Below are 25,658 nucleotides of genomic sequence, written 5' to 3' on the forward strand. Positions count from 1 at the left end.
GCATGGGACAACTGTGGTACCACGGCGGCGCCGGCCACCGGGTAGACGACGCTCCTGCCCCTCACAGGGCGAGGAACACCACGACGATCGCGATCAGCAACAGACCGGCGACGATCGCGAGGACGACGGGCAGCCGGTTGGGCCCGGCGGGCCGTACCGATCCGGACGACACGGCAGGATTCCGCGGCGCCGGGCCACGTCCGACACCCGGCGGGCCGGCACGGAGCGGATCATGCGGCGGACCGGCGTGGTCGGGCCGCGAGCCGTCGGGTCGTAGGTGGTCGTTGCTCTGGCGGAAGGGGTTCGACGGCGGGTGCTGCCACACCGCCGGATCGGCGCCGGTCGTCGGCCTCGAACCCTCTCCCGGACGGGCCACCGGGCGCGGCCGGTGAACCGGTCGAGGCCCCGCATCCCGTCGCGGTCCCGCATCCGGGCGATGCGTACGGGCCGGCCCCCGCTCGGGCGGCCGGTTGGCTTCGCGTGCCCCGCCCGCCCGCTGCGTCGCCTCCAGGGCCGGGTCCGGAGGCGCGGGGTGTCCGGGCCGGGGCGGGCGACGATCCGTGGGCATCCGGTCGGCGGCCGGGGGACGCCCGGCAGGCGGCGGTGTCGGTCGCCCGGGGCGTACCGGCATCTCCGGCGGCGGGGCGGCCGCGGCGCGGCCGACCGGGTGAACGCCGGGGACCCCGCGGATCGTTTCCGCATCGAGGTCGGCGACAGATCTCGGCCGGACATTCCGCAGGCTCGTGGCCAGGGCGTCGGCGAACTCCCGGCAACTGGCGAATCGGTCGCCGGGCGTCTTCGCCATCGCCCGGGCGAGGACGGTGTCTGCCTCGGGCGTGAGGCCGGGTACGAGTTCGGACACCCGCGGCACCGGCTCTTTCAGATGCGCTCCGATGACCGCGCCGTTGTCGCGATCGTCGAAGGGCACGCGTCCGGTGAGCAGGTGGAAGGTGGTGGCCGCCAGCGAGTACTGATCGGTCCGGCCGTCGAGTCGGCCGCCCGTCAACTGTTCGGGTGAGGCATAGGACAGGGTGGCCAGGACCGTACCGACCGAGGTGAGCGCCTCGGTCTCGTCGGACAGTTTGGCGACCCCGAAGTCCGTCAGCAGGACCCGCTGCTCGTCGAACGACGAGTCCTCGTCGACCTCGGCGAGCAGGATGTTGGCGGGTTTCACGTCGCGATGGAGCAGCCCGCGCCGGTTGGCGTGATCGATCCCCCGGGCCACCTCCGAGACGATGTGCACCACGCGCCGCGGGGCGAACCGGCCGCGGGCGGCGAGTTCCCGCGCACAGTCGGTTCCGGGAACGTACTGCATGGCGATCCACAGCAAGTCGGCCTCGGCCGATCTGTCCGGTCTCGACGCCACTGGCACACTCGCGCGTCCGCGGTTGAAGACGGTGACGATGTTGGGGTGGTCGAGCGTGGCCGCGACCTCGGCCTCGCGTAGGAACCGGCGTCGGAAATTGCTGTCGGTGAGTCCGGCCGAGTCCTTGAGTACCTTCAGGGCGTCGTATCGCGGCAGTTCAGGATGCCGGGCGAGGAAGACCGCACCCATGCCTCCGCTCCCGAGTACCCGGTCGACGCGGTACCCGGCGACGAGGGTTCCCGGCTCGAGCACCCCCTCAATCTAGCCGTGCCAGGCGGGGATGTCGCCCACAAGCCGTCGATCGAACGCCCCCGGTCAGGTCGCCCGCAGGACGTCGAGCGCGTGCTGCAGGTCGTCCGGATACGACGAGGTGAACTCCACCTGCCGACCGTCGGCGGGATGGGCGAATCCCAACGACCGCGCGTGCAGCCATTGGCGTTCGAGACCCAGCTTCTTCGCCAGGACCGGGTCGGCGCCGTAGGTCGGATCACCGCAACACGGATGATGCAGGGCCGAGAAGTGAACGCGGATCTGATGTGTACGACCGGTTTCGAGGTGCACGTCGAGCAGCGACGCCGCCGCGAACATCTCCAGGGTGTCGTAGTGGGTGACGCTCGGTTTGCCGTTCGCGGTGACCGCGAATTTCCAGTCGTTGCCCCGATGACGACCGATGGGAGCATCGATGGTCCCCGAGGGCGGATCCAGGTGGCCCTGGACGAGGGCGTGGTACCCTTTGTGCACGGTCCGCTGCTTGAAGGCCCGTTTCAGCAGCGTGTACGCGCGCTCGGAGACGGCGACCACCATGACCCCGGAAGTACCGACGTCGAGACGGTGAACGATTCCCTGACGCTCGTGCGCGCCCGAGGTCGAGATCCGGAAACCAGCGGCGGCCAGGGCCCCGATGACAGTGGGTCCGCTCCAGCCGACGGACGGATGCGCGGCCACTCCCACCGGCTTGTCGACGACCACGATGTCGGAATCGTGATAGATGACCTCGAGGTCCTCGACCGGCGTCGGTTCGACGCGCAGCGGTTCCTCGGGTTCGGGCAGGGTCACGTGCAGCATGGTGCCGGCGGCGAGTTTGTGGGACTTCCCCACCGCCACCCCGTCGACGACCACGTCGCCGTCTTCGGCGAGGGTGGCGACAACGGTGCGCGAGAGCCCGAGCATCCGCGAGACGCCGGCGTCCACGCGCATCCCGTCCAGGCCGTCGGGCACCGGCAGGAATCGCGACTCACGCATGGGCGCCGCCCTCGGTACCCGCGGTGTCCTGCTCGTCGCGCCGGTCGCGCCGCGCCGCCCAGCCCGTGCGGGTGCCGTCGTAGTCGAAGCCGAGCGCCGACAGGACGACCAGCAGGATCGCGCCGCACACGACGGCGGAGTCGGCGACGTTGAACACCGGCCACCATCCCACCGACACGAAGTCGACCACGTGACCCTGAAGTGGTTGCGGTGACCGGAAGATCCGGTCCATCAGGTTCCCGATGGCCCCACCGAGCACGAGCGCCAGACCGGCCACCCACCACCACGACCGCAGACGGCTGCTGTAGCGGATGATCACCAGGACGACCACCAGGGCGATGATCGAGAGCACCCAGGTGTATCCGGTCGCGAGCGAGAAGGCCGCCCCGCTGTTGCGGATGAGACGCAGGGTCACGAAGTCGCCGATGATCTCCACCGGGCGTGCCGGATCCAACGTGGCGACCGCGATCGTCTTCGTCAGCTGATCGAGGCCGAGGATGACCAGTGCGACACCGAGCACCGCGAGGGTGACCTTCGGGAGCCGGCGGCCGCGCTCGCGTACGGACGTGTCGGTGTCGTCGGGTCCGCGGTCGGCCCCGGGTTCGACACTTCCGTGCGGGTCCACGTGCTCTCGATCCGTCAGGGGTTGGTCATCCACAGCATCATTGTCCACGACCCGTCGAATACCCTGGCTACCCGTGTCCCCGCATCCCCGTCGCCTCCGGTCCGTCGTCTCGTCGATCGCAGCGGCGACCGCGCTGTCGGTCCTGGTCGCGGGATGCTCGTCGGATGCCGACGAGACGTCCGGCGATGCGCGGCCGAGCACGTCGGCGGGCTGCAGCGCGGACTCACCGTCCCGTGCCGCCGGTGCGGCACCGGTGCCGATCGCACCGGCGACGGTGACGATCGTCGACCCGGGCAACGGCGAGCGCCGCGTGCCCACCACCGCACCGGATGTCGCGACCGCCCAGTCGGTGACCCTCGTGACGACGTCGGAGGTCGCGTCGCCGGGCAGCGCGGACGCCCAGACCGTCGAGATGCCCCTCACGGCACGCTTCGGCTGTGCCGATCTCGCCGACCTCGAACTCGACCTCGGCTCGGTCACGTCCCCCGACACCACGTTGAACGACGCGATGGCGGCGATGGCCGGTGCGACGGCCGGGCTCACCCTCGGTCCGGGATACGCGCCGGTGTCGCTGCGTATCGCGCCGCCGAAGCAGGCGGGCGGCGAGGCGCGGCTCGCGGTCGAGCAGGCGCTGGTCTCGGCGTTCAACACCGCCGTGGTACTGCCGACCGAACCCGTCGCGGTCGGCGCGACGTGGCGCAGCGAACGGGTCATCGCGGCGGCCGCGACCGTCACCCAGACCATCGAGGCGCGACTCACCTCCTGGGACGGCAACCGGCTGACCATCGACTACACGGCCGACGAGACCCCGGTGAACTCGGTGTTCGCGATCCCCGGCGGTGGTGACAGCCTCACCATCAGCCGCTACAGCTACGCCGGCGAGGGCACGGTCACCGTCGATCTGACGCGCGGGCTCCCGGTCTCCGGTGAGGCCACCTATCGCGGGGCCCGAGAGCTGGTCGGCGCGGACCCGGGCCGCCCGCTGCTCCAGCAGACCGGCCTGTCCGTCACCTGGCGCTGAATGCCGACGGCCCCGGCTCGCCGACATTGGTCGGCGATCCGGGGCCGCGGATCATTGTCGGCGAGAGACGCGCCGGAAGGCACCGTCGGGGACGCCACCCCACTCGGTGGCGAGGCGGACGGAAGTCAGCTCGCGGGGGCGCACATGGCGCTCTCGACCTGATAGAGGCCGAGGAGGTTGCACACGGTCTCGTTCGAGAGCTTCCAGCGTCCGTCGTCGAAGACGATGGTCGACTCGGCGTTGGTCGGCGGGTTGCCTGCGGTCTCGATCCGGACCTTGACGCGGGCCTTGTTGGGGCCGGCGCTGATCACGGGGTTGACGAGCACCCAGTCGACGTCGGAGTTCTCGGCACGCGCCTTGACCAGCTCGTCGAAGATCGCCGGGTCCTTCTCCGATCCCTCGACGAGCTCGACCTTCTCGGCGCGCGGGATGTCCGGGTCGACCGCCTTGTCGACCAGCTCGTTGAGGGCCGCGATCGACGGCGGGTTGCTGCCGTCGGTGATCTCGGAGCCATCGCCGCCGGCGGCTGCGGTGTCGGTGCTGGTGAGCGTCGGTGCTGGTGGTGCGTCGGCGTCGTCACTCCCGCAGGCCGCGACGGTGGTCATCAACGCTGCCGCGATCATGGTCGCGCCCAGAAATTTCCGATACTTCAACGATCTCCCTCACTGTGTTCTCGGGCATGGGGTGCGCCGGTGGGCGCTACTCGTACCGCGATGCCGGACGTGTCTGCCGGGTACGACCCGGCCGATCATCGTGCCGGGTACGACCCGGCGGGCCCACACCACTATGCCAAACGACGAGCACTGTGGGTCCCCGGTACCGACGACACCCCCGACGATCCGGCAGTCCGGGGCGGCGCCGAGCAGGCAACGCTTGACGGGCCGGTCGGGTTCCGGTGACCCTTGGGCACCATGACAGGCACCCGTCCCACCGGCACCCCCGCGATCGTGCTGATCAGCACCGGAGGCACCATCGCCGCCCACCGCACCGCCGACGGCGCGGTCCCCGCCCTCGGTTCCGCCGAACTCCTGTCCGTCACCGGCACAACCGACACGGGACCCGCGATCCGCACCGTCGATCTGATGTCGGTGGACAGCTCGGCGATGACGGTCGCCGACCAGTTCGCGGTGGTCCGCGCGATCGCCGACGCGCTCACCGACCCGGCGGTCCGCGGTGTGGTGGTCACACACGGAACCGACACGATGGAGGAGACGGCGTTCCTCGCCGACCTGTATGCCGCCGACGACCGGCCGGTCGTGTTCACCGGCGCGATGCTGCCGTCCGACTCCCCGGAGGCCGACGGTCCGGCGAACCTCGGCGCCGCGCTGGCCGCGGTCGTCGATCCGGCCGCGCGCGGTCGGGGCGTCCTCGTGGCCCTGGGCGGTCGGCTGCTACCCGCACGCGGTCTGTTCAAGGTGTCCACCACCGCCCTCGCTGCCTTCGACACCGTGCAGGCCGCCGGTCCTGCGAACGACCCGCCGCTCCCGCGACGGGTGCTGACGGAACCGGTGCCGGTGGGGCGGACGGCGCGGGTCGACGCCTTCACCCTCTACCCGGGCGTGTCGCCGGGTCTGATCGCCGCGTCCGTCGCCCAGAACGCCGCGGGGCTGGTCCTGGCGGCCACCGGGGCGGGCAACACCCACCCGGACATCACCGCGGAGGTGGCCCTCGCCGTGCAGCGCGGGGTGATCGTCGTCGTGACGAGCCGGGTCCCCTACGGCGAGGTGTCGGCGACCTACGGCGGGGGCGGCGGTGCCGTCGATCTGTGTCGGGCCGGCGCGATCGTGTCGCCATGGTTGCGCGCCCCGCAGGCTCGCATGGCCCTGATCGCCCTGGTGACCGCGGGCCACGATCGCGATGCGATCGCGGATTTCTTCGTCGGCCGACACCCCTGAGGAGCGCCGCCGGCATCGGTTCACAGCGGGTGCCACCCGTCGCCCGTACGCGCGGGTCAGTCGTCGTGCGGGAGATCCCACTCGAGGCTGTCGAGTGGGTTCGCCGGACGGAGCTCGGGGTCGTCGACGCCGAAGGTGCGGGTGCGTCCCGGCCCGCTCGTCCGCGTCTCGAACCGCACGGTGACGACTCCGTGTCCACTGCCCTGGACCCAGCCGTGTCCATGATCGGGATGGGTCACATCGGCGCCCGGCCCGAATCGTCCGACCGGCATCGAACTGCCACCCGGCGCGAATCGTGTGGGTGCGGACAGCGAGTCCGTCACCGGTGCGGCGAGCGCCGCGCCGACACCGTCGACCACCGGGTCGGCCGTCTCGGCGCCGACCTCCGGCAGAGGCACTGCAATCCGGTCCGCATCCGCGGCGTCGCCCTCGGCCGTGTCGTGGTGGGTGGTCTCGACATCGCCCGCCCCCTCCGCGAACACATCGTCGAACAAGGCATACTGCTGGACCGCGGTGAGGCCCGAGAAGCTCACGCCGACAAGACGAATGGCGCCGACCGACCGGGGGTCGAGGGCGAGTCGCTGCGCCGAGCGCTCGAGATCGTCGAAGTCGGTGGTGGCCGTGGCGGTGGTCGCCGAGCGCGTCAGTATCGACATGTCGGATCTCTTGAGCTTCAGCACCACGGTGCGCGCGCCCCGTCCGTCGGCGCGCAATCGGCGGTGTGCGTCGACGGCGGCCTTGCGGATGGCGGGACGGAGCGCATCCAGTTCGACGATGTCCTCGGCAAAGGTCGACTCGGCGCTGATCTGTTTCGCGGACGCACGTTCGGCGACGGGCCGGTCGTCGATGCCGTGCGCGAGACGATGCAGGGCGGGCCCGACGGTACCGCCGAGGACGGAGGCGACCTCGACCGGCGACATCGCCGCGAGGTCCCCGATGGTCACGATGCCCAGGCGCGCCAGGCGATCACCCGACACCGGCCCGATGCCCCACAACTTGCGCACCGGGAGCGAATGCAGGAAGTCGAGCTGCCCCGACGGCGGGATCACCATCACCCCATCGGGTTTGGCCATACCCGAGGCGATCTTCGCCAGCTGCTTGCCACTCCCGAGTCCGACCGACGCGGCGAGTCCCACCTCGGACCGGATCCGGGCCCGGAGCAACTCGGCGAAATCGCGGGCCTCGTCGACCGTCGCCCCCACGAGCTCGGCCGGCTCGCCGAACGCCTCGTCGAACGACAATGTCTCGATGATCGGAACCGCTTCGCGCACAATGCCGAAGACCCGTTTGCTGACCGTGCTGTACACCGAGCCGCGCGGCGGGATGACCACACCGGTCGGACCGATGAGCCGACGCGCCTGGTGCATCGGCATCGCCGACCCGGCACCGAACACGCGGGCCTCGTAGCTGGCCCCGGCGACCACCCCGCGTCCGCCGGACCCGCCGACGAGGACCGGCCGGCCGCGCAGAGTCGGCCGGGTGAGCTGTTCGACGGAGGCGAAGAACGCGTCCATGTCGAGGTGCATCACCCAGCGCGAGCTGCGTTCGGCCCCCTGTCCGCCCGCCCGGGTCCCGGGGTGCTCCGACACCACACCGCGCCGTTGTGGCGGTTCGGACTCGGGACGTGACACCTCACCGAGTCTAGTGAGCAGCGATGACGGTGAAGACGGGGATCAGTTCGGCGTGCGCGGCCAGTTCGTCGTCCGACGACGAGACCTCGAGACCCGCGGGCAGGAAGCGCGCGACCTCCCACCCCCAGCGCCGCAGATAGTCACGGATGACCGGCGGACGGAGCGCGGGGTCGACTTCGGTGAGGGCCACGACGGTCCGCTGCCGGCCGCGGCGCAGTTCGGCGGTCCCGGCCGCCCGCGCATTCCGCACCCACTGGGTGTCGCCGCGGACCGCGACCAGGTACTCCGCCCCGTCGAGTCGCAGCACGTTGACGGGCACCCGCTGCGGCGTGCCGGTTCGCCGGCCGACGACGGTGAGCGTCTGCGCCCCGGCCAGATCGACCCCGCGGTCGGCGAGCCAGCGGACAGCGCGGTTGACGACGGCGTCGAAGCCGCTCGGGGCCTTGTAGTGGGCAGTCGCGGTCATGTTCGGCCTTTCGTCGAGGTGTCAGGTTTCGAGAGCAGTGCTCTCGCTTTCAGTATGCAGACGCCACGCCCACAAATCAAGAGCACCGCTCTCGATTTGTGGCAGGATCATCGCCATGGCCACCGGACGAAGCCGCGCGGAGAACCGCGCGATGATGACCGACGAGATCCGTCGGTTGGGACGCGAACACCTGACCACCTACGGGGCCGCCGGGCTCTCCTTGCGCGCCATCGCCCGCGACATGGGCGTCGTCTCCTCCGCGGTGTACCGGTACGTCCCTAGCCGCGACGAGTTGCTGACCATGCTGCTGGTCGAGGCGTACACCGACGTCGCCGACGCGGTCGATGCCGCGGCCGACTCCGTCGATGCCGCCGACCGGCGCGCACGGCTCGCGGCCGCGGCCGCGGCGGCGAGAAGGTGGGCGCTCGCCGACCCCGCCCGATGGGCGCTGATCTACGGAAGTCCGGTGCCCGGTTACTCCGCCCCCGGTGATCAGACCATCGGTCCGGGTACTCGAATCCCCGTCCGGCTTCTCCGCGAGTGCGTCGCCGCCCATCACGAAGGCCTACTGCGTCCCGACCTTCCTTCTCCGACAACAGACATCGCTGCCGACATGGACGCCATCCGCGACGAGTTCGACCTCGACACGCCGGCCGCGGTCCTGGCCGCGGCCACCACGCTGTGGGCGGTGCTCGTCGGCGCGATCAGCCTCGAGACGTTCGGCCAGTACGGAGCCGACACCTTCGCACACCCCGAACAGCTGTTCCGGTTCCAGATCGAGCAGACGCTGTCCGGACTGTTCGCCTGACGTGTCATTCCTCGAGCCGACGGAAGGTCACCGGGTCACGGACCGAGGATGCTCGACCCCACCGAGCTTGTCGGGGTTGCGCATCACGTAGATGTCGGCGATCAGACCGTCGACGACGCGGAGGGTCAGGACGGTCTGCAACCGGCCGTCGAAGTGCAGGATCATCCCCGGCTGACTGTTGAACATCGCGAACTCCGCGCGATAGTCGTCGAGCACCGCACCGATCCGGGCGAATCCGGACAGGACCTGCATGACCGCGGGCGCACCACACATGGGCCGGCGGACCGCCGTGGTCTTGCCGTCGCTGTCCGAGGTGAGCACCACGTCGGGTGTCATGAGGGTCAACAGGGTCTCGGCGTCACCAGATTCAGCCGCCGACAGGAATGCATCGACGATCTCCGCGGCGCGGGCACGGTCCACCGGATCGAACCGGGGGCGCCGACGTTCGACGAGGGATCGGGCCCGTTCCGCGATCCGCCCCACGTCCCCCACCGTCGGGGACAGGATCGTGGCGATCGCGTCGGCGCCGAATCCGAACACCTCGCCCAGGACGTACACCGCGCGGGCCTCGGGCTCGAGTTCTTCGAGGACCACGAGCAGCGCGGTCGACACCGCCTCGGCGAGGACCCCATCGGCCATGGGGTCATCGTCCAACCGGATGGGCTCGGGCAGCCACGGCCCGACGTAGCCGTCCGCGGCGCGTCGACGGACAGCCAGCGCCTCCACCGCTCGCGGCACGACCAGCGCGGTGACATGCGTCCGGGCGTCCCCGGACCCGACCTCCCCCGGGCCGGGCGGGCTCTGACACAAGCATTGCCGCACAACGTGTTCCGCATCGACGGCCGAGCCGAGGATCTCGTAGGCCACGGTGAACAGCAGCGGTCCGAGCGCAGCGTGGTGCGTCGTGCGGGGATCCACATCTGTGCCGGTCATCGTGTCGGCCCTCCTGCATGGGTCGAGCGGTGACGTCGGAAGGAGGTTCCGATGCCGCCGGGTCCGCGCCTTCCCCGGCCGCGGAAGTGACCACACGGTACGTGACGTTGCACCCCCTCGAAGGAAGTGCAGCAATCCCGTCCCGGATCACTCCGGCCGCCGGACCGAATCCAGCGGGCGCGGTTCACCCGGCTCGCATCAACCCGCCTTCGCCACGTCGGCGGTCACGCCGTCACCGAGCTCGATGCTGCCTGCGTCGCCGTCGCCCGTGACGTCGAACCGCACCGCGAGCACTTCGCCCGCGATCAGATCGGCATGCGTCCGCGCCCAGTCCAGTCGCTCGGCGGGCACGACGAGCCGCACGGTGATCCGGTCGGAGACGTCGAGACCCAGGGTGCGCCGGGCATCCTGCAACTCGCGGACGCGGTCCTTCGCCCATCCCTCGGCCTCGAGTTCGGGCGTGACGGCGGTGTCCAGGACGACCAGACCGTTCCCGCCCGGCAGCTCCGCGGTCGAATCGGGCTCGACGGCCACGAGCCGGCGGCTGAACTCGCCCTCGCGCAGTTCGATGCCGTCGGCGACGACCACCTCGGAGCCGTCGGCACCCTCACTCACCGTCCAGTTGCCCGACTTCACCGCCTTGATCGCGCGCTGGACGTCCTTGCCCAGACGCGGACCCGCGGCCCGGGCGTTCACCGCGATCTCGTACCGGCCGTATGCGCTGGCATCGGTGGCGAGCGTGACCGTCTTGACGTTCATCTCGTCCTTGATCAGGTCGACGAACGGTTCGAGTGCTTCCGCGGTGGACGAGGCCACCGTGAGTCCCGACAGCGGCAGGCGGACACGCAGTTTGTTGGCCTTGCGCACACTCGACGCCGTCGAACACACCGCCTGGACCTGATCCATCGCCGTCACCAGGTCGGCGTCGGCCGGGAGTTCGTCGCCCGTCGGCCAATCCGTCAGGTGCACCGACCGCTCGCCGGTGAGACCCCGCCAGATCGCCTCGGTGGCCAGCGGGAGCAGCGGCGAGGCGAGCCGGCAGGCCACCTCGAGCACGGTGTAGAGCGTGTCGAAGGCGTCGGTGTCCTCGTCCTGGCCCGCCCAGAAGCGTGCACGGGACCGCCGCACGTACCAGTTGGTGAGCGACTCGACGAACTCGCGGAACGCATCACACGCCCCCGCGATGTCGTAGATGTCGAGGGCCTCGGTCATCGAGTCGCGGGTCGTCGCCAGCTTCGCGAGGATGTAGCGGTCCAGGACATGCTGTGAGTCCGTGCGCCACACCGCGGGTCGCTCGGCATAGAGCTGCAGGAAGCTGTAGGCGTTCCACAGTGGCAGCAGAGCCTGCCGGACGCCCTCGCGGATTCCCCGCTCCGTGACGACGAGGTTGCCGCCGCGCAGGATCGGTGAGGCCATCAGGAACCACCGCATCGCATCCGAGCCGTCGCGGTCGAAGACCTCGTTCACGTCGGGATAGTTGCGCTTCGACTTCGACATCTTCTGGCCGTCGTCCCCGAGCACGATCCCGTGCGCGGCAACCGTCTTGAACGCCGGGCGGTCGAACAGGGCGGTGGCCAGCACGTGGAGCGTGTAGAACCAGCCGCGGGTCTGGCCGTTGTACTCGACGATGAAGTCGCCCGGATTGTGTGCCGGCGCATTCGCGGAATCACCACCGTCGAACCAGTCCCGGTTCTCGAACGGGTAGTGCACCTGCGCGAAGGGCATCGAGCCCGACTCGAACCAGCAGTCGAGGACCTCGGGCACCCGCCGCATCGTCGACTTCCCGCTCGGGTCATCGGGATTCGGGCGCGTGAGGTCGTCGATGAACGGACGGTGCAGATTGTCCGGCCGCACCCCGAAGTCGCGTTCGAGGTCGTCGAGCGAACCGTAGACGTCGATCCGCGGGAACTCGGCGTCGTCGGACACCCAGACCGGTAGTGGCGCACCCCAATACCGGTTGCGGCTGATGTTCCAGTCGCGAGCACCCTCGAGCCACTTGCCGAACTGGCCGTCTCGGATGTGTTCGGGCACCCACGTGATCTGCTTGTTCAGCTCCACCATTCGGTCGCGGAACTGCGTGACCGCCACGAACCACGAGGGCACCGCCATGTAGATGAGCGGCTGCCCCGACCGCCACGAGTGCGGGTAGGAGTGCTCGATGGTCTCGTGCCGCAGGATCCGCCCGGTGGACTTGAGGTCCTTGATGATCACCGGGTTGGCGTCGAACACCATGAGGCCCTCGTACGGCGGGACCTGCGAGGTGAAACGGCCACCTGGGTCGAGAGGCTGGACCACCTCGATGCCGTTGGCCGTCGCGAGGTCCATGTCCTCCTCACCGAACGCCGGGGCGAGATGCACGACGCCGGTACCGCTCTCGGTGGTGACGTAGTCGCCGAGCAACACCCGATGCGCATTCGGATGCCCGGCGAAGAAGTCGAACGGCGGTGTGTACGAAAGGTTCTCGAGTTCGGCCCCCCGATGCGTACCGACCACCTCGGGATCGGCCAGCTCTTTCCCGTACGCACCGAGCAACGCCTCAGCGAGCAGGTACTCCTGACCATCCGCGGCCCGGACGTGCACATAGGTGACATCGGGATTGACCGCGATCGCCAGGTTCGACGGCAGCGTCCACGGCGTCGTCGTCCAGATCAGCGCATTGACACCGTCGAGCGACGCGAGCGGACCGTCGGGTACCGAGAGCGGCATCGTGACGGTGACCGCCGGGTCCTGCCGCATGCGGTAGGCGTCGTCGAGCTTGGACTCCTGGTTCGACAGCGGCGTCTGCTCGTACCAGCTGTACGGCAGCACGCGGTAGCCCTGGTAGATGAGCCCCTTGTCGTAGAGGGCCTTGAATGCCCACATCACCGACTCCATGAAGTCGAGATCGAGGGTCTTGTAGTCGTTGTCGAAGTCGACCCAGCGCGCCTGGCGGGTCACGTAGTCCCGCCACTCCCCCGTGTAGCGCAGCACCGAGTCGCGGCAGTACTCGTTGAACTTGGCCATGCCCATCTTCTCGATCTCCGACTTGTCGGTGATCCCGAGCTGGCGTTCGGCTTCGAGTTCGGCGGGCAGACCGTGTGTGTCCCAGCCGAATCGGCGGTCCACCTTCTTGCCGCGCATGGTCTGGTACCGCGGTACCAGATCCTTGACGTAACCCGTCAGCAGGTGGCCGTAGTGAGGCAGCCCGTTGGCGAAGGGCGGACCGTCGTAGAAGACGAACTCCTCGGCGTCGGCTCGATTGTCGATCGACGCGGCGAAGGTGGAATCGGTGTCCCAGTACTGCAGCACCCGCTCTTCCACGAACGGGAAGTCCGGGGCGCTGCGCCCGGTGCCCCCGGTCATGTCGACCTTCGGGTACACCCGAGCGTTCTGGGCGGGGTCGGTCGCGTCGCTCACGGCTGGTCTCCTCGTGCCTGGTGATGTCTCATCGGCACGGGGACGCATTCCGGAGGTCTGCGCGGTACCACCCCGCTTGCACCGGGGACCCGGCGCCACTCGTCGAACCGCCACGGCGAGTCGCCGGGGTGATCCTGCGGCTGTGACGGGCCACACCCGCCCGGTTCTACTGAGGACCCGAGGGTCCTGTTCTTCCGGGTGCTCCCCGGTGATGGCCGGATCGACGCGAGACCCAGTGTAGCGACGACCTGCACGGTCGGGCCAACGGGTTCGACGGCATCCGCTACGCGCCCGCCACCGGGTCAGTCAGCAGGCGGATGCCAGTTCGGATCGAGCGGGTCGAAATCCGGGCGCCGACGGCGAGACGCCGAATCGTCGGGGCGTTCGGGAGGCGTCGACGAGTCGTCCGGTCCGGCGGTGTCGCCGCCCGGCACGTTGTCGGGGACCCACCCCGACTGCGCTGGATCCAACGGCCGCCGGCCCGATGGAGGTGACGTCGGGGGGCGCCCCCATCCCTGCGGCTGCCCGGGCTGAGGAGGCGATTGCGGTGGCGCGGACGGCGGCGGTCCGAACCGACCGGACTGCTGGGCAGGCGAGACCGTGCCCGGAGGCGGCGACGCGTAGCGCGGTGGAGCCGGCGGCCGCTGGAGGCCAGGAGATCCCCCCGCGGCGCGCGCGTCGTCGGGTGCTGCGCTCGGTACGGGATTGTCCGCGCTCGGCGCGTCGGCGCCGACCGACCGCAGGTAGTCCGCCAGATTTCCCTCGCGACGTTCCGGCGCGGGGCGACCGGGGGGCACGGAACCCTCCGGAGCGGCCATCCCGGGTTCGAACGACCCCGGCCGGTAGGCGTCCGGACCGTCATCGACCGAATCCACGGCACCGGACACGGGATACCGACGGGTGGGCGCATCCGCGGCCACATCGTCTGTCGGCTCGCGCTCGACATCGGAGTCGGCCGGGTCGCGACCAGCACCCGGGACCATGTCCTCGAGCGACCGACCCGCCTCGCCCTCGCGGCCGGCGAACACGTCCACCAGCAGGAATCCGAGGCCGACGAGACAGACCACGATGCAGGCCACGGCCAGCCACACGGTCCCGGTGATGAGGCCGAGGATGAGCAGCACGAACCCGAGAAGGGTCGCGGCCAGGGCCAAGGTCAGCACATCACCAGCCTAGTGCGCACCGAATGGTCCAGATCAGCTGGGCGAGTAGCTGCTGAATCCACCGTTACCCGGATCGTTCGAGAACGACTGATCGGGCCGACCACCCTCGACGGGAGCCGCACTGCCACGCTGCTGGAGTTCCTCGAGCTGCGATTCCAGGTAGGTCTTGAGACGCGTCCGGTACTCGCGCTCGAAGGTCTTGAGCTGTTCGATCCGACCCTCGAGAACACCGCGCTGCTGGTTGATCGTGCCCATGATCTCGCTGTGCTTGCGCTCGGCATCGCTCTGCAGCGCGTCCGCACGCTCCTGCGCCTGGCGCAGCTGCGCCTCCGATCGCGTCTGCGCGTCGGCCAGGATGGCCTCCGACCGCTGGCGGGCGTCGGCGAGCATGGCGTCGGACTTCGTCTGCGCCTCGGACACCATTGTGTCGGCCCGTGTCTGGGCGTCGGACAGCATCGCGTCGGCATCCGCGCGAGCGCTCCCGGTCAGACGGTCCGCGGTGTCCTGGGCCAGTGCGAGCACGCGGGCGGCGCGCACGTTGGCGTCGTCGTTGGTCGCCTGCGGGGCCGGCGTCGGCGCCGGGGCGGGAGGCTCGGGAGCCGCAGCGGGCTTGGCGAACATCTGGGTCCGGTCGTCTGCCGAGGAGCCGGCACCGGAGCGGGCATCGGCGAGCTCTCCCTCGAGCTCCTCGACGCGCTGCTTCAGGTCGGTGTTCTCCTCGATCAGCCGGGCGAGCTCGGCTTCGACGAAGTCGAGAAACTGATCGACCTCATCCTCGTTGTAACCGCGCTTACCGATGGGCGGTTTGCTGAACGCGACGTTGTGCACATCAGCTGGAGTCAGCCGCATGTCGGTTCCCCTCGTGTCTGGTGGTGAACTTGTGTTCAGTTGGCGGGCCGTCCAACCCGGGTCGCGCGACGATGGGTCGTTCGACCAATCCAGGTTGTCACTAACTATTCATACCAGTCAAAAATCGTAACTGGCGTCCAATCCTGTCACACGCGAACCGTTGGTCGCATCTCTTCGATGCACTGTCGAAATGAAACAGTCATCCGAAGATGACTTACAACGGTAGACCATTCCCCTATCGCGGGGTACCCGCGCGTCGCGGCGCGCGTGTCGACGAATGACGCTCCGCCGGGTGCGCGCCCGTTCGCGGGCGGGGCGGAGATCACGGACGGACGAGATGAGCGGCGATCGCCAGCGAGTCGGCCAGGGCGTCGGCACGCAGACCGTTCACGATGTTCATTCCGATGATCACGACGAGCATGACGATCATGAGCGACAGGTCGAGCCGGATGGGGCCGAGCGGGATCGGCGGGAGGACACGTCGCAGGGCCTTGATCGGGGGGTCGGTCACGGTGAAGACCATCTCGATCACGACCACCGCGACGCCGGTCGGACGCCACTCGCGGGCGAAGGTTCGGACCAGTTCGACGACCAGGCGGCCCAAGAGGAGCAACCAGAAGATCAGCAGGATGTAATACAAGACGCTCAACAGAATCGCAGCCACGCGTCAAGAGTGCCTGAACATGGCGCGCGGCGACGAACCGAGGTCCCCGACGCCGGTCAGGAGTGGTTGTAGAAACCCGTCTCGGCGATCTTGCGGCGGTCCTCCGGCGACACGTCGACGTCGGCGGGCGACAGCAGGAACACCTTCGTCGCGACCTTGTCGAACGACCCGCGGAGGGCGAACGCGAGACCCGCGGCGAAATCAACGAGTCGCTTGGCGTCGTCGTTGCTCATGTCGACGAGGTCCATGATGACCGGGTTGCCGTCACGGAACCGCTCACCGATGGTGCGCGCCTCGCTGTAGTCCGACGGCCGCAGGGTGGTGATCTTCTGCAGCGGGCTGTCGGCGAAGACGCGTTCCAGTTCGACGCGCGGGTCCGCGCCCATCGACCGCGGTGCAGCGGCGGCGCGCAGCGCGGCGCTCGACGAGCGCTGGAGGGGTTCGAGGCGCGCCGGCGCCCGCATCGGGCCGTCGCCGGATGCGCGGGGCGCGGCGTAGGCGAACTCCGCCGCATATTCCGGGGCGAGTTCGTAGCCGGCGTCGTAATGGCGGTCGGCCAGTTCGTCCCGGTAGGCCATCTCCTCGCGGTAACCCGCATCGCGGAACGAGGGCTCGTATCCGGGGTCGAAAGACGAGTCGCCGTAGTAGTCGTCACGGTAGGCACGCTCACGCGACCGCTCACGCAGCGGCGGGGCCGACTCCTCGAGGTAGTCGTCCTCGTACTCGCTGGGCGGCACCATGCCGAAGTAAGCCTTGAACTTCTGCATCGTGGTCATTGACGGCCTCTCTGGTAGTGCGACGCCGGTTGCTGCCGTGCCGGGTGGTGCATCTGTTGTCAGTGAGTTCTTTGCGCTTCTTGTGTCACTTGGTTCTGGTGTTACCAATGTGATTACTGAGAGACTAGCGGCCGCTCACCCATGATCGCGGTTCCGACACGCACGCATGTCGAGCCCGCGGCAACCGCCGCTTCCATGTCTCCGGACATGCCTGCCGACAGTTCCGCGGCGTCGTCGAACCGCACCCGGAACGCCTCGTGGACACGTGCCGTCTCGGCCATCCAGTGCGCGGGGTCGCCATGCAGCGGAGCGATGACCATCAGCCCGCGCAAGCGCAGCGAGTGCGCGGCGACGACCTGCTCGGCCAGACTCGTCAGGTCGGCTTCGACGACACCGCCGCGCTGCGGATCGCCGTCGAGGCTGACCTGGAGCAGGATGCCGAGTCGGTCGGCGCGTTCGCCGTCGTCGAGCGCCGCGGCAGCGGCACGTTCGAGTGCGTCGACGACCTTCGGACGGTCGACGGAGTGCACCGCGCGCGCCCACCGTGCGACCGAGCGCGCCTTCTTGGACTGCACCGAGCCGATCATGTCGAACACCGGGACGTCGTCGGGGTCGGGCGACTCCCAGTCGCCCAGCTCCCAGTCCCGGAGCACACTGGCGACCTTCCGTCCGGCTTCGGGTTCGCGCGACTCCCCGAACGCACGCTCGCCCAGCTGCAACAACCTGCGGACGTCGTCCGCCGGAAAGAACTTCGTCACCACGAGCAGTTCGCACGAGCCCGCCGGGCGACCGGCGGACTCCACCGCCGCGTCGAGGCGACGACGCACTGCCGCCAGCCGGTCCCCCAGTTCGACGGTGCGCGCATCAGATGACCCGGTCATGTCCCCATCCTTCTCGCCACCGGGTTCATTCCCCGAGCGGCCCGCCGGCTCCGCTCCCGGGAGTCTCGTGGGTCTCGTCGGTGTCCGGGTCCATCCAGATGACCGAGGCGAGCCGTCCTGTGGGCGCCCCGCGTCGGTGGCTGAACAGGCTCGGATCGGAGATCGTGCATCGCGGATCGACCGCGACACCGGCCACTCCCGCGTCCAACAACTGCCGCCGGAGACCGGCGCGCAGATCGAGGCCCGCGGTGCCCTTCTTGGTGCGCACGGCGCTGCCCGGCAGGTGCTTCTCGACATCGGCCTGCATCGCGGCGGGCACCTCGTAGTGGTCGCCGCTCGCGGCCGGACCGAGAAAAGCACCGATCGACCCGATCCGGGCCCCGAGGTCGACCATGGCACGCAGCGTGGCCGGCACGATGCCGATCCGGGCGCCGACACGTCCCGCGTGGACCCCCGCGATCACACCGGCCTCGTCGTCGCTCAGGAGTACCGGGACGCAGTCGGCGGACAGCACCGCGAGGGCGAGCCCGGGTGTGGTGGTGACCAGCGCGTCGGTGACCGGCACCGGCTCAGTGACCGGTCCGTCGACCACGTTGACGTTGCGGCTGTGGATCTGCTCCATCCACACCACCGACCCGGCCGGGACGCCGATCTGCTCGGCCAGCCGGATCCTGTTGGCCGCCACCGCTTCCGGATCGTCCCCTACGTGATCACCGAGATTGAACGAATCGTACGGAGACACCGAGACCCCGCCGGCACGGGTGGTGATGACACGACGCACCCGCATCCGGGGGCTCAGCGCTTCATGAACGACGGCACATCGACGTCGTCGTCATCGAGCCGCACGGTGTTCCGACGAGGCGGTTCCTGCTCCTGCTCGAACGGATCACCCGCACCCTTCGGCATGTCGCCGAACAGCGGATCGTTCTTCGGCGGCGAGTTCACGGCACCGGCCTGGCCCTGACCGACCGCGGAGCGTCCCGCGGCGGCGGGCACGTCGGCCCGCTTCTTCGGCGAACCGCCGTCGAAGCCGGCCGCGATGACCGTGACCCGCACCTCGTCGCCGAGGTTGTCGTCGATCACCGTGCCGAAGATGATGTTGGCGTCCTCGTGCGCAGCCTCCTGCACCTGGGTCGCGGCGTTGTGGATCTCGAACAGACCCAGGTCGCTGCCACCTGCGATCGAGATCAGCACACCACGGGCGCCCTCCATCGAGGCCTCGAGCAGCGGTGAGTTGATCGCGGACTCCGCGGCCTTGCGCGCCCGCTCCTCGCCACGAGCCGAACCGATGCCCATCAGCGCACTGCCGGCATCGCTCATGACGCCCTTGACGTCGGCGAAGTCGACGTTGATCAGGCCCGGCGTCGTGATGAGGTCGGTGATGCCCTGCACACCGTTGAGGAGTACCTCGTCGGCGCTGCGGAACGCGTCCATCAGGCTGACCTGCGCGTCGCCGAGCTGCAGCAGACGGTCGTTCGGGATGACGATGAGGGTGTCGCAGGACTCGCGCAGGGCGGTGATGCCCGCCTCGGCCTGTCCGCCGCGACGCTTGCCCTCGAAGGCGAACGGGCGGGTGACCACACCGACGGTGAGCGCGCCGAGCTTGCGCGCGATCGATGCGACCACGGGTGCGCCACCGGTGCCGGTGCCGCCTCCCTCGCCCGCGGTCACGAAGACCATGTCGGCGCCCTTGAGGAGTTCCTCGATCTCGTCGCGTGCATCCTCGGCGGCACGGCGACCGACCTCGGGGTCGGCGCCCGCGCCGAGACCTCGGGTCGAGTCACGCCCGACGTCGAGCTTGACGTCGGCGTCGCTCATCAACAGCGCCTGGGCGTCGGTGTTGATCGCGATGAACTCGACTCCCTTGAGTCCCTGCTCGATCATCCGGTTGACGGCATTCACGCCGCCACCGCCGATGCCGACGACCTTGATGACGGCCAGGTAGTTGTGCGGTGGCGTCATGCGCTCGCCTTCCTTGTGTGGATCGACCTCGTGGTGAGTCGCGATCTCGTCGTGATGTGTCTGTGTGGACCGGCCGGTCCGCGTCCCGCTGGCGACAAACCCTAAACCTGAACCATAGATTTAGAGTTATGTCAAGTAACTCGTTGTGGTCATGACGCTAGGCATCGAGGGCGCCGGTATCCAGATCCGCCCTCGGCGTGTCGGGAAGTCGCACCCGAATTGCCCCGGAATCCGCGGCTTTTCACTCGTGCTCGGGGGTGACCGCGCCGTCAGCGGCGGGTTCGCACGGCCACGCCGGCGAACCCGGGAACGCCCGGACCCGCCGGGCGGTCACCGATAGGCCGGGAATTCGGGGCTCGCCACGTTGTACATCGTCGCCTTGCGGGTGAGCAGGTGCGTGAGCGTGCGGGCCTTCTCGGCGCCCCGGTCGCTGTCACCCCACACGACGGTGCGCTTCTCGGACAGGGTGAACTCGATGTCGACGGGTGAGGTCGCGGTCACCCGGATGACCTGCCGCGCCAGCGATTCGGGCAGTCCCGCCACCGCCGCGATGGTCTCCCGGGTGGTCGGGTCCGCCGGTCCCGGATTGGGGGTGACGAGTACCGGGAGCTTGAGCACCTCGGGCGGGACCCCCTGCGTGCGGTCGTAGTCGAGGAACGCGACGCCGGATTTGTCGAGGACGTGGACGTCGTCGCCGTTGTTCACGATCACGACCGGCACCCGCTCGACGACGGTGATGGTCAGCGACGACGGATAGCTCCGTTGCACCCGTGCCGACTCGACCGACGGGATCGTGGCGACGCGCTGCGCCACCGCCCGGGTGTCGACCTGCAGCAGCGGGGTGCCCGACGGCACCGCGGCGACCCGCAAGATCTCGTCCGCGGGAATCGATCCGTTGTCCCGGACATCGGTGCCGCGCACCGACATCAGCGGGGTGAGATAGGCGATCAAGACCAGGCCGACCCCCATCGCGACGACCATGAGCGTGCCGAGCAGCACGCGGGACCGGCGGCGCTCCGGCCACCGGATCACGACACCCGCCCCGTCCGGTCGCCGGACTCCCCGGGTGCGTCGGCCGGAGATCCGGCCGGATCCGCGCCGTTGGCGGCGTCGCCGGTCGTCGACGCCGAGGCGAGCGCGGCGAGGATCTCCGGCCCCTGCATGGTGATGTCGCCCGCTCCCAGGGTGAGGACGACGTCGCCGGACCGCGCCAGCCGGGCGACCTGCGCGGCCAGCCGAGAGAGGTCCGGGGCGAAGATGCCCGGCACCGTCAGCTTGTCCGAGATCGTGCGCCCGCTGACCCCGGGAATCGGGGCCTCGCGGGCCCCGTACACGTCGGCAACCACGACCGTGTCGGCGAGGTCCAGGGCGGCGGCGAAGTCGTCGGCGAATTCGACGGTGCGCGAATAGAGATGCGGCTGGAACACGGCGATGACCCGACCGCGCTCCGCGCCCGGCCCGCCGCGTGCGGAGACCATGTCCTGTGCCGCCGACAGCACGGCACGCACCTCGGTCGGATGATGGGCGTAGTCGTCGATGACCTCGACGCCGCCGCGCTGTCCCCGGAACTCGAAGCGCCGGTGGACGCCACCGAACGAACCGATCCCGGCCACGATGCCGTCGAACCGGTCCGAGATGTCGGTGGCCACCGCGCCGGCCGGCGTGCCGGTCCGAGCCGCACCGATGACCGCGGCGATCGCGTTGAGCGCCATGTGCTCTCCGGGGAGCGGAAGGATCAGCTGACGGTCCTCCACGTCCGGGCACAACGGTGCGGTGAACCGGACCGTGGCCGCTCCGCCGACGCCGCGCGGCTCCCACGACAGCATGGTGGCGACGTTCGGGACGGTCGGCGCCAGCGCGGCGTGCGTCCCGCGTCCGTACCCGAGGACCTCGACCCCCCGCGCGGTGAGCGGCTCGGCGACGCGGCCGGCCAGCGCTGCCGACCCCGGGTCGTCGAGACACACGACGAGTGACCCGCCGGTCGTGATCCGCGCGGCGAACCGGTCGAACACCTCGACATAGGCCTCGATCGAACCGAAGAAGTCGAGATGGTCGGCGTCGATGTTGGTGACCACGACGACGTCGGGTGTGTACTCCAGCAACGAGCCGTCACTCTCGTCGGCCTCGGCGACGAAGATGGGGTCGCCGCCGTGGTGTGCGTTCGTCCCCGACTCGTTCAGCTCGCCGCCGATCGCGAACGACGGGTCGGTTCCGGCATGTTGCAGTGCAACGACGGCCATCGAGGTCGTCGACGTCTTGCCATGGGTCCCCGCGATCAGCAGGCTGCGATAGCCCGCCATCAGCTGGGCCAGCACACGAGGGCGCAGGAGCACGGGGATGCCGCGTGAGCGTGCCGCGACGAGTTCGGGGTTGGTCTTGGGAATGGCGGCGTGGGTGGTCACCACGACCGACGGGCCGCCGGGGATCTGGTCGAGCGCTGACGGATCGTGCCCGACCTGGACGCGGGCGCCACGGGTGCGGAGTTCGAGGATGCCACGGCTGTTCTTGGCGTCCGACCCGGAGACCTGACCACCGCGGGCCAGCAGGATCCGAGCGAGTCCCGACATCCCGGCGCCGCCGATGCCGACCATGTGCACGCGACTCAACTGGTCGGGCAGCGCCCCCTGGGCCGACGCCGACACGTCGCTCTCCGTCGTGTGGTCCACCGTCTCGTCGCTCACCGTCTCGTGGCTCACCGTCTCGTGGCTCACCGTCTCATCGCTCACGCCGTGACCTCCCGCCCCGGCGCCCGGCACGGAATTCCTGCGCGAGTTCGATCGCCGCGGTGGCCACCGCCGAGGCGGCGTCCCGGTGTCCGGTGCCCGCTGCGGCGACCGACATCTCGTTCAGCCGCACCGAATCCGTCAGCAATGCCGGCACTTCGCGGGCAACCCACTCGGCGTCGACCGTCGAATCATCGACGAGCAGTCCCCCGCCCGCCTCCACGACGGGCAAGGCGTTCAACCGCTGCTCGCCGTTTCCGTGCGGCAACGGGACGTAGATCGCGGGTAGTCCGGTCGCCGACACCTCGGCGACGGTCATCGCACCCGAGCGGCACATCACCAGATCGGCGGCCGCGTACGCGAGATCCATTCGCTTGAGGTATCCGACCGCACGGTACGGCGGCGCGCCGTCGACGACGGCGGGATCGATCGAGTTCTTGGGGCCGTAGGCATGCAACACGCCGATACCGGACCTGCCCAACGTCTCCGCCGCGCCCGACACCGCGTCGTTGAGTCGCTGCGCACCCTGCGAGCCGCCGAAGACGAGCAGCGTCGGCGCGTCGTCGTCGAGTCCGAAGTAGTGGCGCGCCTTCGCTCGCAGGGCCGGACGGTCGAGTTCGGCGAGCACACCGCGGACGGGGATGCCGACGACCGTCGCGTCGAGCCCGGAGCCGTCGACGGCCGCCAGGACGCGGTCGGCGAACCGGGCACCGACCTTGTTGGCGATGCCCGCCGAGGCATTGGCCTCGTGGATGACGATCGGGATCCTGTTGCGCCGCCGCAGGTGCATCTGTGCCGCCAGGTATGCGGGCACCGACACGTACCCACCGAAGCCGATGACCACGTCGGCATCCACGTCGTCGAGCACCCTGCGGGTGGCGGCCACCGAACCGAGCAGACGACCGGGGGTACGCGCCAGATCGAGGCCGGGCTTGCGCGGCAACGGCACCGGCGGGATCAGCTGCAGGTCGTATCCGCGTTCCGGGACCAGATCGACCTCGAGGCCCCGCCTGGTGCCCAGGGCGGTGATGCGGGCGGTCGGATCGATGCGGCTGACCGCGTCGGCGACGGCGAGGGCGGGCTCGATGTGACCGGCCGTACCGCCACCGGCGACGACCACCGACAACGGACGGCCCGTCGGCCGCCCGGTCGAATCAGCGTGTACTGCACCCGAACTCACCGGCGTCGTCACTCCATTTCAGCGTCTGGTCATGTCAGCCGGGCACCCATGCCCGACGGGTCGGGGCGGTCGCACTCCGGCACCTCGGGGACCCCACCGGTCACCGGCGACCCGCGCCACGGGCATTCGCTCCGCTCCCCGCGCCGCGCACATACGGTCCGCTCGCTCCGCCCCCGGCGCCGCGCGGATGTGGCCCGCTCGCTCCGCTCCCGGCGCCGCGGACATACGGCCCGCTCGCTCCGCTCCCGGCGCCGCGGACATTCGGCCCGCTCGCTCCGCTCCCGGCGCCGCGCGCACTCCGCCCGCTCCCCCGATACCCGACACCGTAGTCGACGCCGCCGCGCGGAGTCGGCCCAGGTCGGGCCCGCCCCGTCGGACCGCCGGCACGGCCGGTGGCCGTCGATCGGGCGCCCCAGGTCGTCGTGCCGCCTCGAGGAGCCGACCGGCGCGCTCGCCCATCGTCATGCGGGGCCTGCGTCGTCGTCGCGGCGCGCTTCCACGGCAGCGGGAACCGCCGGCGGGCTCGACCCGCGTCGGCCGACGGCGCACGTCCACTCGGCGGCCGGCGACGCGACGCCGGCCCTCGACCACCGTGGGCCGCGGCGGCCACGCGCGGCCCCCCGGCGCGACGCTGGTCCAGTCGGTCGCGCAGCGATTCAGCCCGCGTCTGCCGGTAGGCCACCGGCGTCGGGAGTCGCAACCACCGCGCGACGCGGCTCGGCGATCCGCCGGTGAGCGTCGCCACCGCTTCGGGTTCGTGTCTGGCCGCGTTGGCGAGCAACCCCAGCATCGCGAGCACGGTCAGTGTCGACGTGCCGCCCGCCGAGACCAGCGGCAACTGGATTCCGGTCACCGGCAGCAGTCCGATGACGTAGCCGATGTTGATGAAGGCCTGCGCGATGATCAGCACCGTGATGGTCGCCGACATCAGGCGCAGGAACGGATCGGTCGAACGGTGCGCGATCCGGAACCCGATGTAGGCGAGGACGACGAAGAGGAACACGACCATGAGGCCGCCGAGAAGCCCGAGCTCTTCGCCGATGATCGCGAAGATGAAGTCGTTGTGTGCGTTCGGCAGATAGTTCCACTTGGCGCTGGACTGGCCGAGACCCACGCCGAAGACCCCGCCGTTAGCCAGTGCGTAGGTCGCCTGGCGGGCCTGGTAGCCGGCGCCCTGCGGGTCGTCGACGTTGCCGAGGAAGCTCATCACACGCTGGGACCGGTACCCCTCGGCGAGGGCGAGGATCACGGCCAGCACGATGCCGGACACCGCGAACGAGGCGAAGACCTTGATCGGCAGACCCGCGAACCACAGCAGCGCACCGACGATGATCGCGATGGTGATGGTCGTCGAGAGGTTCGGTTCGAGGATGATCAGCAGGCAGACGACCATGGCCACCGGGACGAGCGGCACCAGCAGCTCGCGCAGCGAGGCGTTGTCGCGCCGGCGCGAGGCGAGCAGATGCGCGCCCCAGATGCACAGCGCGACCTTGACCAGCTCGGACGGCTGCACCGACAGGCCGTAGATGACGAACCAGCGTCGTGCGCCCTGACTGAGCGTGCCGACGCCGGGAATGAGGACCAGCGCCAGCAGCACGACCGCGACGAACATCGCGGGGGCGGCGAACCGGCGGAGCAGCCGTACCGGCACGCGCAGCATCAGATAGAACACCACGAGGCCGAGCAGGGCGAAGATCACCTGGGTGGTGAACAGTCCATACGCCGACCCCTCTTTGGAGTAGCCCTCGACCGACGATGCCGAGAGAACCATCACCAGTCCGAATGCGGTGAGCAGGAACGACATCGTGAGGATGAGCTGATACGACGCGAGAGGCCGGGCCAGCAGGTTGCGGATAGCGTCGAGGACGATAGCCGGGATCGACGCGGCGGTCGCGGCCGCCGCACCCGTGGACCGGCCCCGCGCCCCGCTCGTCGCCGAACTGCTGCCTGCCGCGCGCCCGGTACCCGGTCGATCGGCCTTGTCACCCGTGCCGGGGTCGACGTCCTCGACGCCGGCGGCACCGGATGTGTCGTCGGCGGGTTCGTCGTCCGGGGCCGGGGTCCGGCTGCCCATCGG

General features: G+C 69.9%; 23 protein-coding genes. 4 read left to right on the plus strand and 19 right to left on the minus strand.

Translation table 11 applies throughout. The features are described from left to right. Positions 1 to 61: 61 nt before the first annotated feature. The 3 genes from BCM27_RS15345 to lspA form a co-directional block, all read right to left on the minus strand. On the minus strand, positions 62 to 1,618 hold the full coding sequence (locus BCM27_RS15345) for a serine/threonine-protein kinase (RefSeq protein WP_004021211.1): 1,557 nt from the start codon (positions 1,616 to 1,618) through the stop codon (positions 62 to 64). Between the two features lie 63 nt (positions 1,619 to 1,681). Further along, positions 1,682 to 2,608 (minus strand): RluA family pseudouridine synthase, encoded by a 927-nt coding sequence (locus BCM27_RS15350; RefSeq protein ID WP_004021212.1) that lies wholly within the window; start codon positions 2,606 to 2,608, stop codon positions 1,682 to 1,684. After that, positions 2,601 to 3,266 (minus strand): signal peptidase II, encoded by a 666-nt coding sequence (lspA, locus tag BCM27_RS15355; protein WP_110117422.1) that lies wholly within the window; start codon positions 3,264 to 3,266, stop codon positions 2,601 to 2,603. Before lspA ends, BCM27_RS15350 begins: the two co-directional genes overlap by 8 nt. A gap of 40 nt (positions 3,267 to 3,306) precedes the next feature. On the opposite strand from lspA, the gene BCM27_RS15360 reads away from it, so the two are divergent. Continuing rightward, positions 3,307 to 4,254, plus strand: a complete 948-nt coding sequence (locus tag BCM27_RS15360) for a hypothetical protein (protein WP_004021214.1) — start codon at positions 3,307 to 3,309, stop codon at positions 4,252 to 4,254. A 125-nt stretch (positions 4,255 to 4,379) separates the two neighbouring features. On the opposite strand, the gene BCM27_RS15365 is transcribed toward BCM27_RS15360, so the two are convergent. Beyond that, complete coding sequence (locus BCM27_RS15365; protein ID WP_476729722.1) at positions 4,380 to 4,907, minus strand: WKL family lipoprotein; 528 nt, start codon at positions 4,905 to 4,907, stop codon at positions 4,380 to 4,382. Between the two features lie 60 nt (positions 4,908 to 4,967). Between BCM27_RS15365 and BCM27_RS15370 the strand changes: the two genes are divergently transcribed. Beyond that, positions 4,968 to 5,153, plus strand: a complete 186-nt coding sequence (locus tag BCM27_RS15370; RefSeq protein ID WP_004021216.1) for a hypothetical protein — start codon at positions 4,968 to 4,970, stop codon at positions 5,151 to 5,153. A gap of 12 nt (positions 5,154 to 5,165) precedes the next feature. Further along, positions 5,166 to 6,149, plus strand: coding sequence for an asparaginase (locus tag BCM27_RS15375; protein ID WP_033203904.1), 984 nt, complete (start codon positions 5,166 to 5,168; stop codon positions 6,147 to 6,149). A 56-nt stretch (positions 6,150 to 6,205) separates the two neighbouring features. Here the strand turns inward: BCM27_RS15375 and BCM27_RS15380 are convergent, their stop codons facing one another. Together BCM27_RS15380 and BCM27_RS15385 are read right to left on the minus strand one after the other, a co-directional pair. Then, on the minus strand, positions 6,206 to 7,675 hold the full coding sequence (locus BCM27_RS15380; RefSeq protein WP_231896040.1) for a DNA polymerase IV: 1,470 nt from the start codon (positions 7,673 to 7,675) through the stop codon (positions 6,206 to 6,208). Positions 7,676 to 7,790: 115 nt separating this feature from the next. Beyond that, a complete protein-coding gene (locus tag BCM27_RS15385; RefSeq protein ID WP_004021219.1) occupies positions 7,791 to 8,246 on the minus strand; it encodes a nitroreductase/quinone reductase family protein in 456 nt (151 codons plus the stop codon). Between the two features lie 115 nt (positions 8,247 to 8,361). On the opposite strand from BCM27_RS15385, the gene BCM27_RS15390 reads away from it, so the two are divergent. Further along, the gene (locus tag BCM27_RS15390; protein ID WP_004021220.1) at positions 8,362 to 9,054 is read left to right on the plus strand and encodes a TetR/AcrR family transcriptional regulator; all 693 of its coding nucleotides are present in this window, start codon (positions 8,362 to 8,364) and stop codon (positions 9,052 to 9,054) included. A 27-nt stretch (positions 9,055 to 9,081) separates the two neighbouring features. Here BCM27_RS15390 and BCM27_RS15395 read toward each other — a convergent pair whose 3' ends face one another. From BCM27_RS15395 to ftsW, 13 genes are all read right to left on the minus strand, one after another. Beyond that, a complete protein-coding gene (locus BCM27_RS15395; RefSeq protein ID WP_004021221.1) occupies positions 9,082 to 9,987 on the minus strand; it encodes a sigma-70 family RNA polymerase sigma factor family protein in 906 nt (301 codons plus the stop codon). 198 nt (positions 9,988 to 10,185) lie between these two features. Beyond that, the gene (ileS, locus tag BCM27_RS15400; RefSeq protein ID WP_269450258.1) at positions 10,186 to 13,329 is read right to left on the minus strand and encodes an isoleucine--tRNA ligase; all 3,144 of its coding nucleotides are present in this window, start codon (positions 13,327 to 13,329) and stop codon (positions 10,186 to 10,188) included. A 356-nt stretch (positions 13,330 to 13,685) separates the two neighbouring features. Further along, the gene (locus BCM27_RS15405) at positions 13,686 to 14,546 is read right to left on the minus strand and encodes a hypothetical protein (protein ID WP_004021223.1); all 861 of its coding nucleotides are present in this window, start codon (positions 14,544 to 14,546) and stop codon (positions 13,686 to 13,688) included. A gap of 33 nt (positions 14,547 to 14,579) precedes the next feature. Then, complete coding sequence (wag31, locus tag BCM27_RS15410) at positions 14,580 to 15,395, minus strand: DivIVA-like cell division protein Wag31 (protein ID WP_004021224.1); 816 nt, start codon at positions 15,393 to 15,395, stop codon at positions 14,580 to 14,582. A 322-nt stretch (positions 15,396 to 15,717) separates the two neighbouring features. After that, the gene (locus BCM27_RS15415; protein WP_004021225.1) at positions 15,718 to 16,059 is read right to left on the minus strand and encodes a YggT family protein; all 342 of its coding nucleotides are present in this window, start codon (positions 16,057 to 16,059) and stop codon (positions 15,718 to 15,720) included. Positions 16,060 to 16,115: 56 nt separating this feature from the next. Beyond that, positions 16,116 to 16,835, minus strand: a complete 720-nt coding sequence (locus BCM27_RS15420) for a cell division protein SepF (RefSeq protein WP_004021226.1) — start codon at positions 16,833 to 16,835, stop codon at positions 16,116 to 16,118. A 113-nt stretch (positions 16,836 to 16,948) separates the two neighbouring features. After that, entirely contained in the window at positions 16,949 to 17,716 is a 768-nt protein-coding gene (locus tag BCM27_RS15425) for a YggS family pyridoxal phosphate-dependent enzyme (protein WP_004021227.1), read from the minus strand. Positions 17,717 to 17,741: 25 nt separating this feature from the next. Next, complete coding sequence (gene pgeF, locus BCM27_RS15430; RefSeq protein WP_004021228.1) at positions 17,742 to 18,503, minus strand: peptidoglycan editing factor PgeF; 762 nt, start codon at positions 18,501 to 18,503, stop codon at positions 17,742 to 17,744. Between the two features lie 8 nt (positions 18,504 to 18,511). Continuing rightward, positions 18,512 to 19,678: a cell division protein FtsZ gene (gene ftsZ / locus BCM27_RS15435; RefSeq protein WP_004021229.1), complete on the minus strand. Its 1,167-nt coding sequence runs from the start codon at positions 19,676 to 19,678 to the stop codon at positions 18,512 to 18,514. Between the two features lie 330 nt (positions 19,679 to 20,008). Then, a complete protein-coding gene (locus BCM27_RS15440) occupies positions 20,009 to 20,710 on the minus strand; it encodes a cell division protein FtsQ/DivIB (RefSeq protein WP_004021230.1) in 702 nt (233 codons plus the stop codon). Beyond that, complete coding sequence (murC, locus tag BCM27_RS15445) at positions 20,707 to 22,269, minus strand: UDP-N-acetylmuramate--L-alanine ligase (protein WP_051987085.1); 1,563 nt, start codon at positions 22,267 to 22,269, stop codon at positions 20,707 to 20,709. The genes BCM27_RS15440 and murC overlap by 4 nt, the downstream gene beginning before the upstream one ends. 124 nt (positions 22,270 to 22,393) lie before the next feature. After that, the gene (gene murG / locus BCM27_RS15450) at positions 22,394 to 23,581 is read right to left on the minus strand and encodes an undecaprenyldiphospho-muramoylpentapeptide beta-N-acetylglucosaminyltransferase (protein WP_275425826.1); all 1,188 of its coding nucleotides are present in this window, start codon (positions 23,579 to 23,581) and stop codon (positions 22,394 to 22,396) included. Between the two features lie 100 nt (positions 23,582 to 23,681). Continuing rightward, entirely contained in the window at positions 23,682 to 25,655 is a 1,974-nt protein-coding gene (gene ftsW, locus BCM27_RS15455; protein WP_004021233.1) for a putative lipid II flippase FtsW, read from the minus strand. Between the last annotated feature and the right edge of the window lie 3 nt (positions 25,656 to 25,658).

It is taken from the genome of Gordonia terrae (assembly GCF_001698225.1).
GTDB classification, from domain to species: domain Bacteria; phylum Actinomycetota; class Actinomycetes; order Mycobacteriales; family Mycobacteriaceae; genus Gordonia; species Gordonia terrae.

Excerpts from the sequence above, each read along its gene's own strand:
- BCM27_RS15350 (WP_004021212.1), bottom strand. The coding sequence starts at position 2,608 with ATGCGTGAGTCGCGATTCCTGCCGGTGCCCGACGGCCTGGACGGGATG.
- BCM27_RS15370 (WP_004021216.1), top strand. The coding sequence starts at position 4,968 with ATGCCGGACGTGTCTGCCGGGTACGACCCGGCCGATCATCGTGCCGGG.
- BCM27_RS15375 (WP_033203904.1), top strand. The coding sequence starts at position 5,166 with ATGACAGGCACCCGTCCCACCGGCACCCCCGCGATCGTGCTGATCAGC.
- BCM27_RS15380 (WP_231896040.1), bottom strand. The coding sequence starts at position 7,675 with ATGCACCTCGACATGGACGCGTTCTTCGCCTCCGTCGAACAGCTCACC.
- BCM27_RS15385 (WP_004021219.1), bottom strand. The coding sequence starts at position 8,246 with ATGACCGCGACTGCCCACTACAAGGCCCCGAGCGGCTTCGACGCCGTC.
- BCM27_RS15390 (WP_004021220.1), top strand. The coding sequence starts at position 8,362 with ATGGCCACCGGACGAAGCCGCGCGGAGAACCGCGCGATGATGACCGAC.
- BCM27_RS15395 (WP_004021221.1), bottom strand. The coding sequence starts at position 9,987 with ATGACCGGCACAGATGTGGATCCCCGCACGACGCACCACGCTGCGCTC.
- ileS (WP_269450258.1), bottom strand. The coding sequence starts at position 13,329 with ATGACCGGGGGCACCGGGCGCAGCGCCCCGGACTTCCCGTTCGTGGAA.
- wag31 (WP_004021224.1), bottom strand. The coding sequence starts at position 15,395 with ATGCGGCTGACTCCAGCTGATGTGCACAACGTCGCGTTCAGCAAACCG.
- BCM27_RS15420 (WP_004021226.1), bottom strand. The coding sequence starts at position 16,835 with ATGACCACGATGCAGAAGTTCAAGGCTTACTTCGGCATGGTGCCGCCC.
- BCM27_RS15425 (WP_004021227.1), bottom strand. The coding sequence starts at position 17,716 with ATGACCGGGTCATCTGATGCGCGCACCGTCGAACTGGGGGACCGGCTG.
- pgeF (WP_004021228.1), bottom strand. The coding sequence starts at position 18,503 with ATGCGGGTGCGTCGTGTCATCACCACCCGTGCCGGCGGGGTCTCGGTG.
- ftsZ (WP_004021229.1), bottom strand. The coding sequence starts at position 19,678 with ATGACGCCACCGCACAACTACCTGGCCGTCATCAAGGTCGTCGGCATC.
- murC (WP_051987085.1), bottom strand. The coding sequence starts at position 22,269 with ATGGTCGGCATCGGCGGCGCCGGGATGTCGGGACTCGCTCGGATCCTG.
- ftsW (WP_004021233.1), bottom strand. The coding sequence starts at position 25,655 with ATGGGCAGCCGGACCCCGGCCCCGGACGACGAACCCGCCGACGACACA.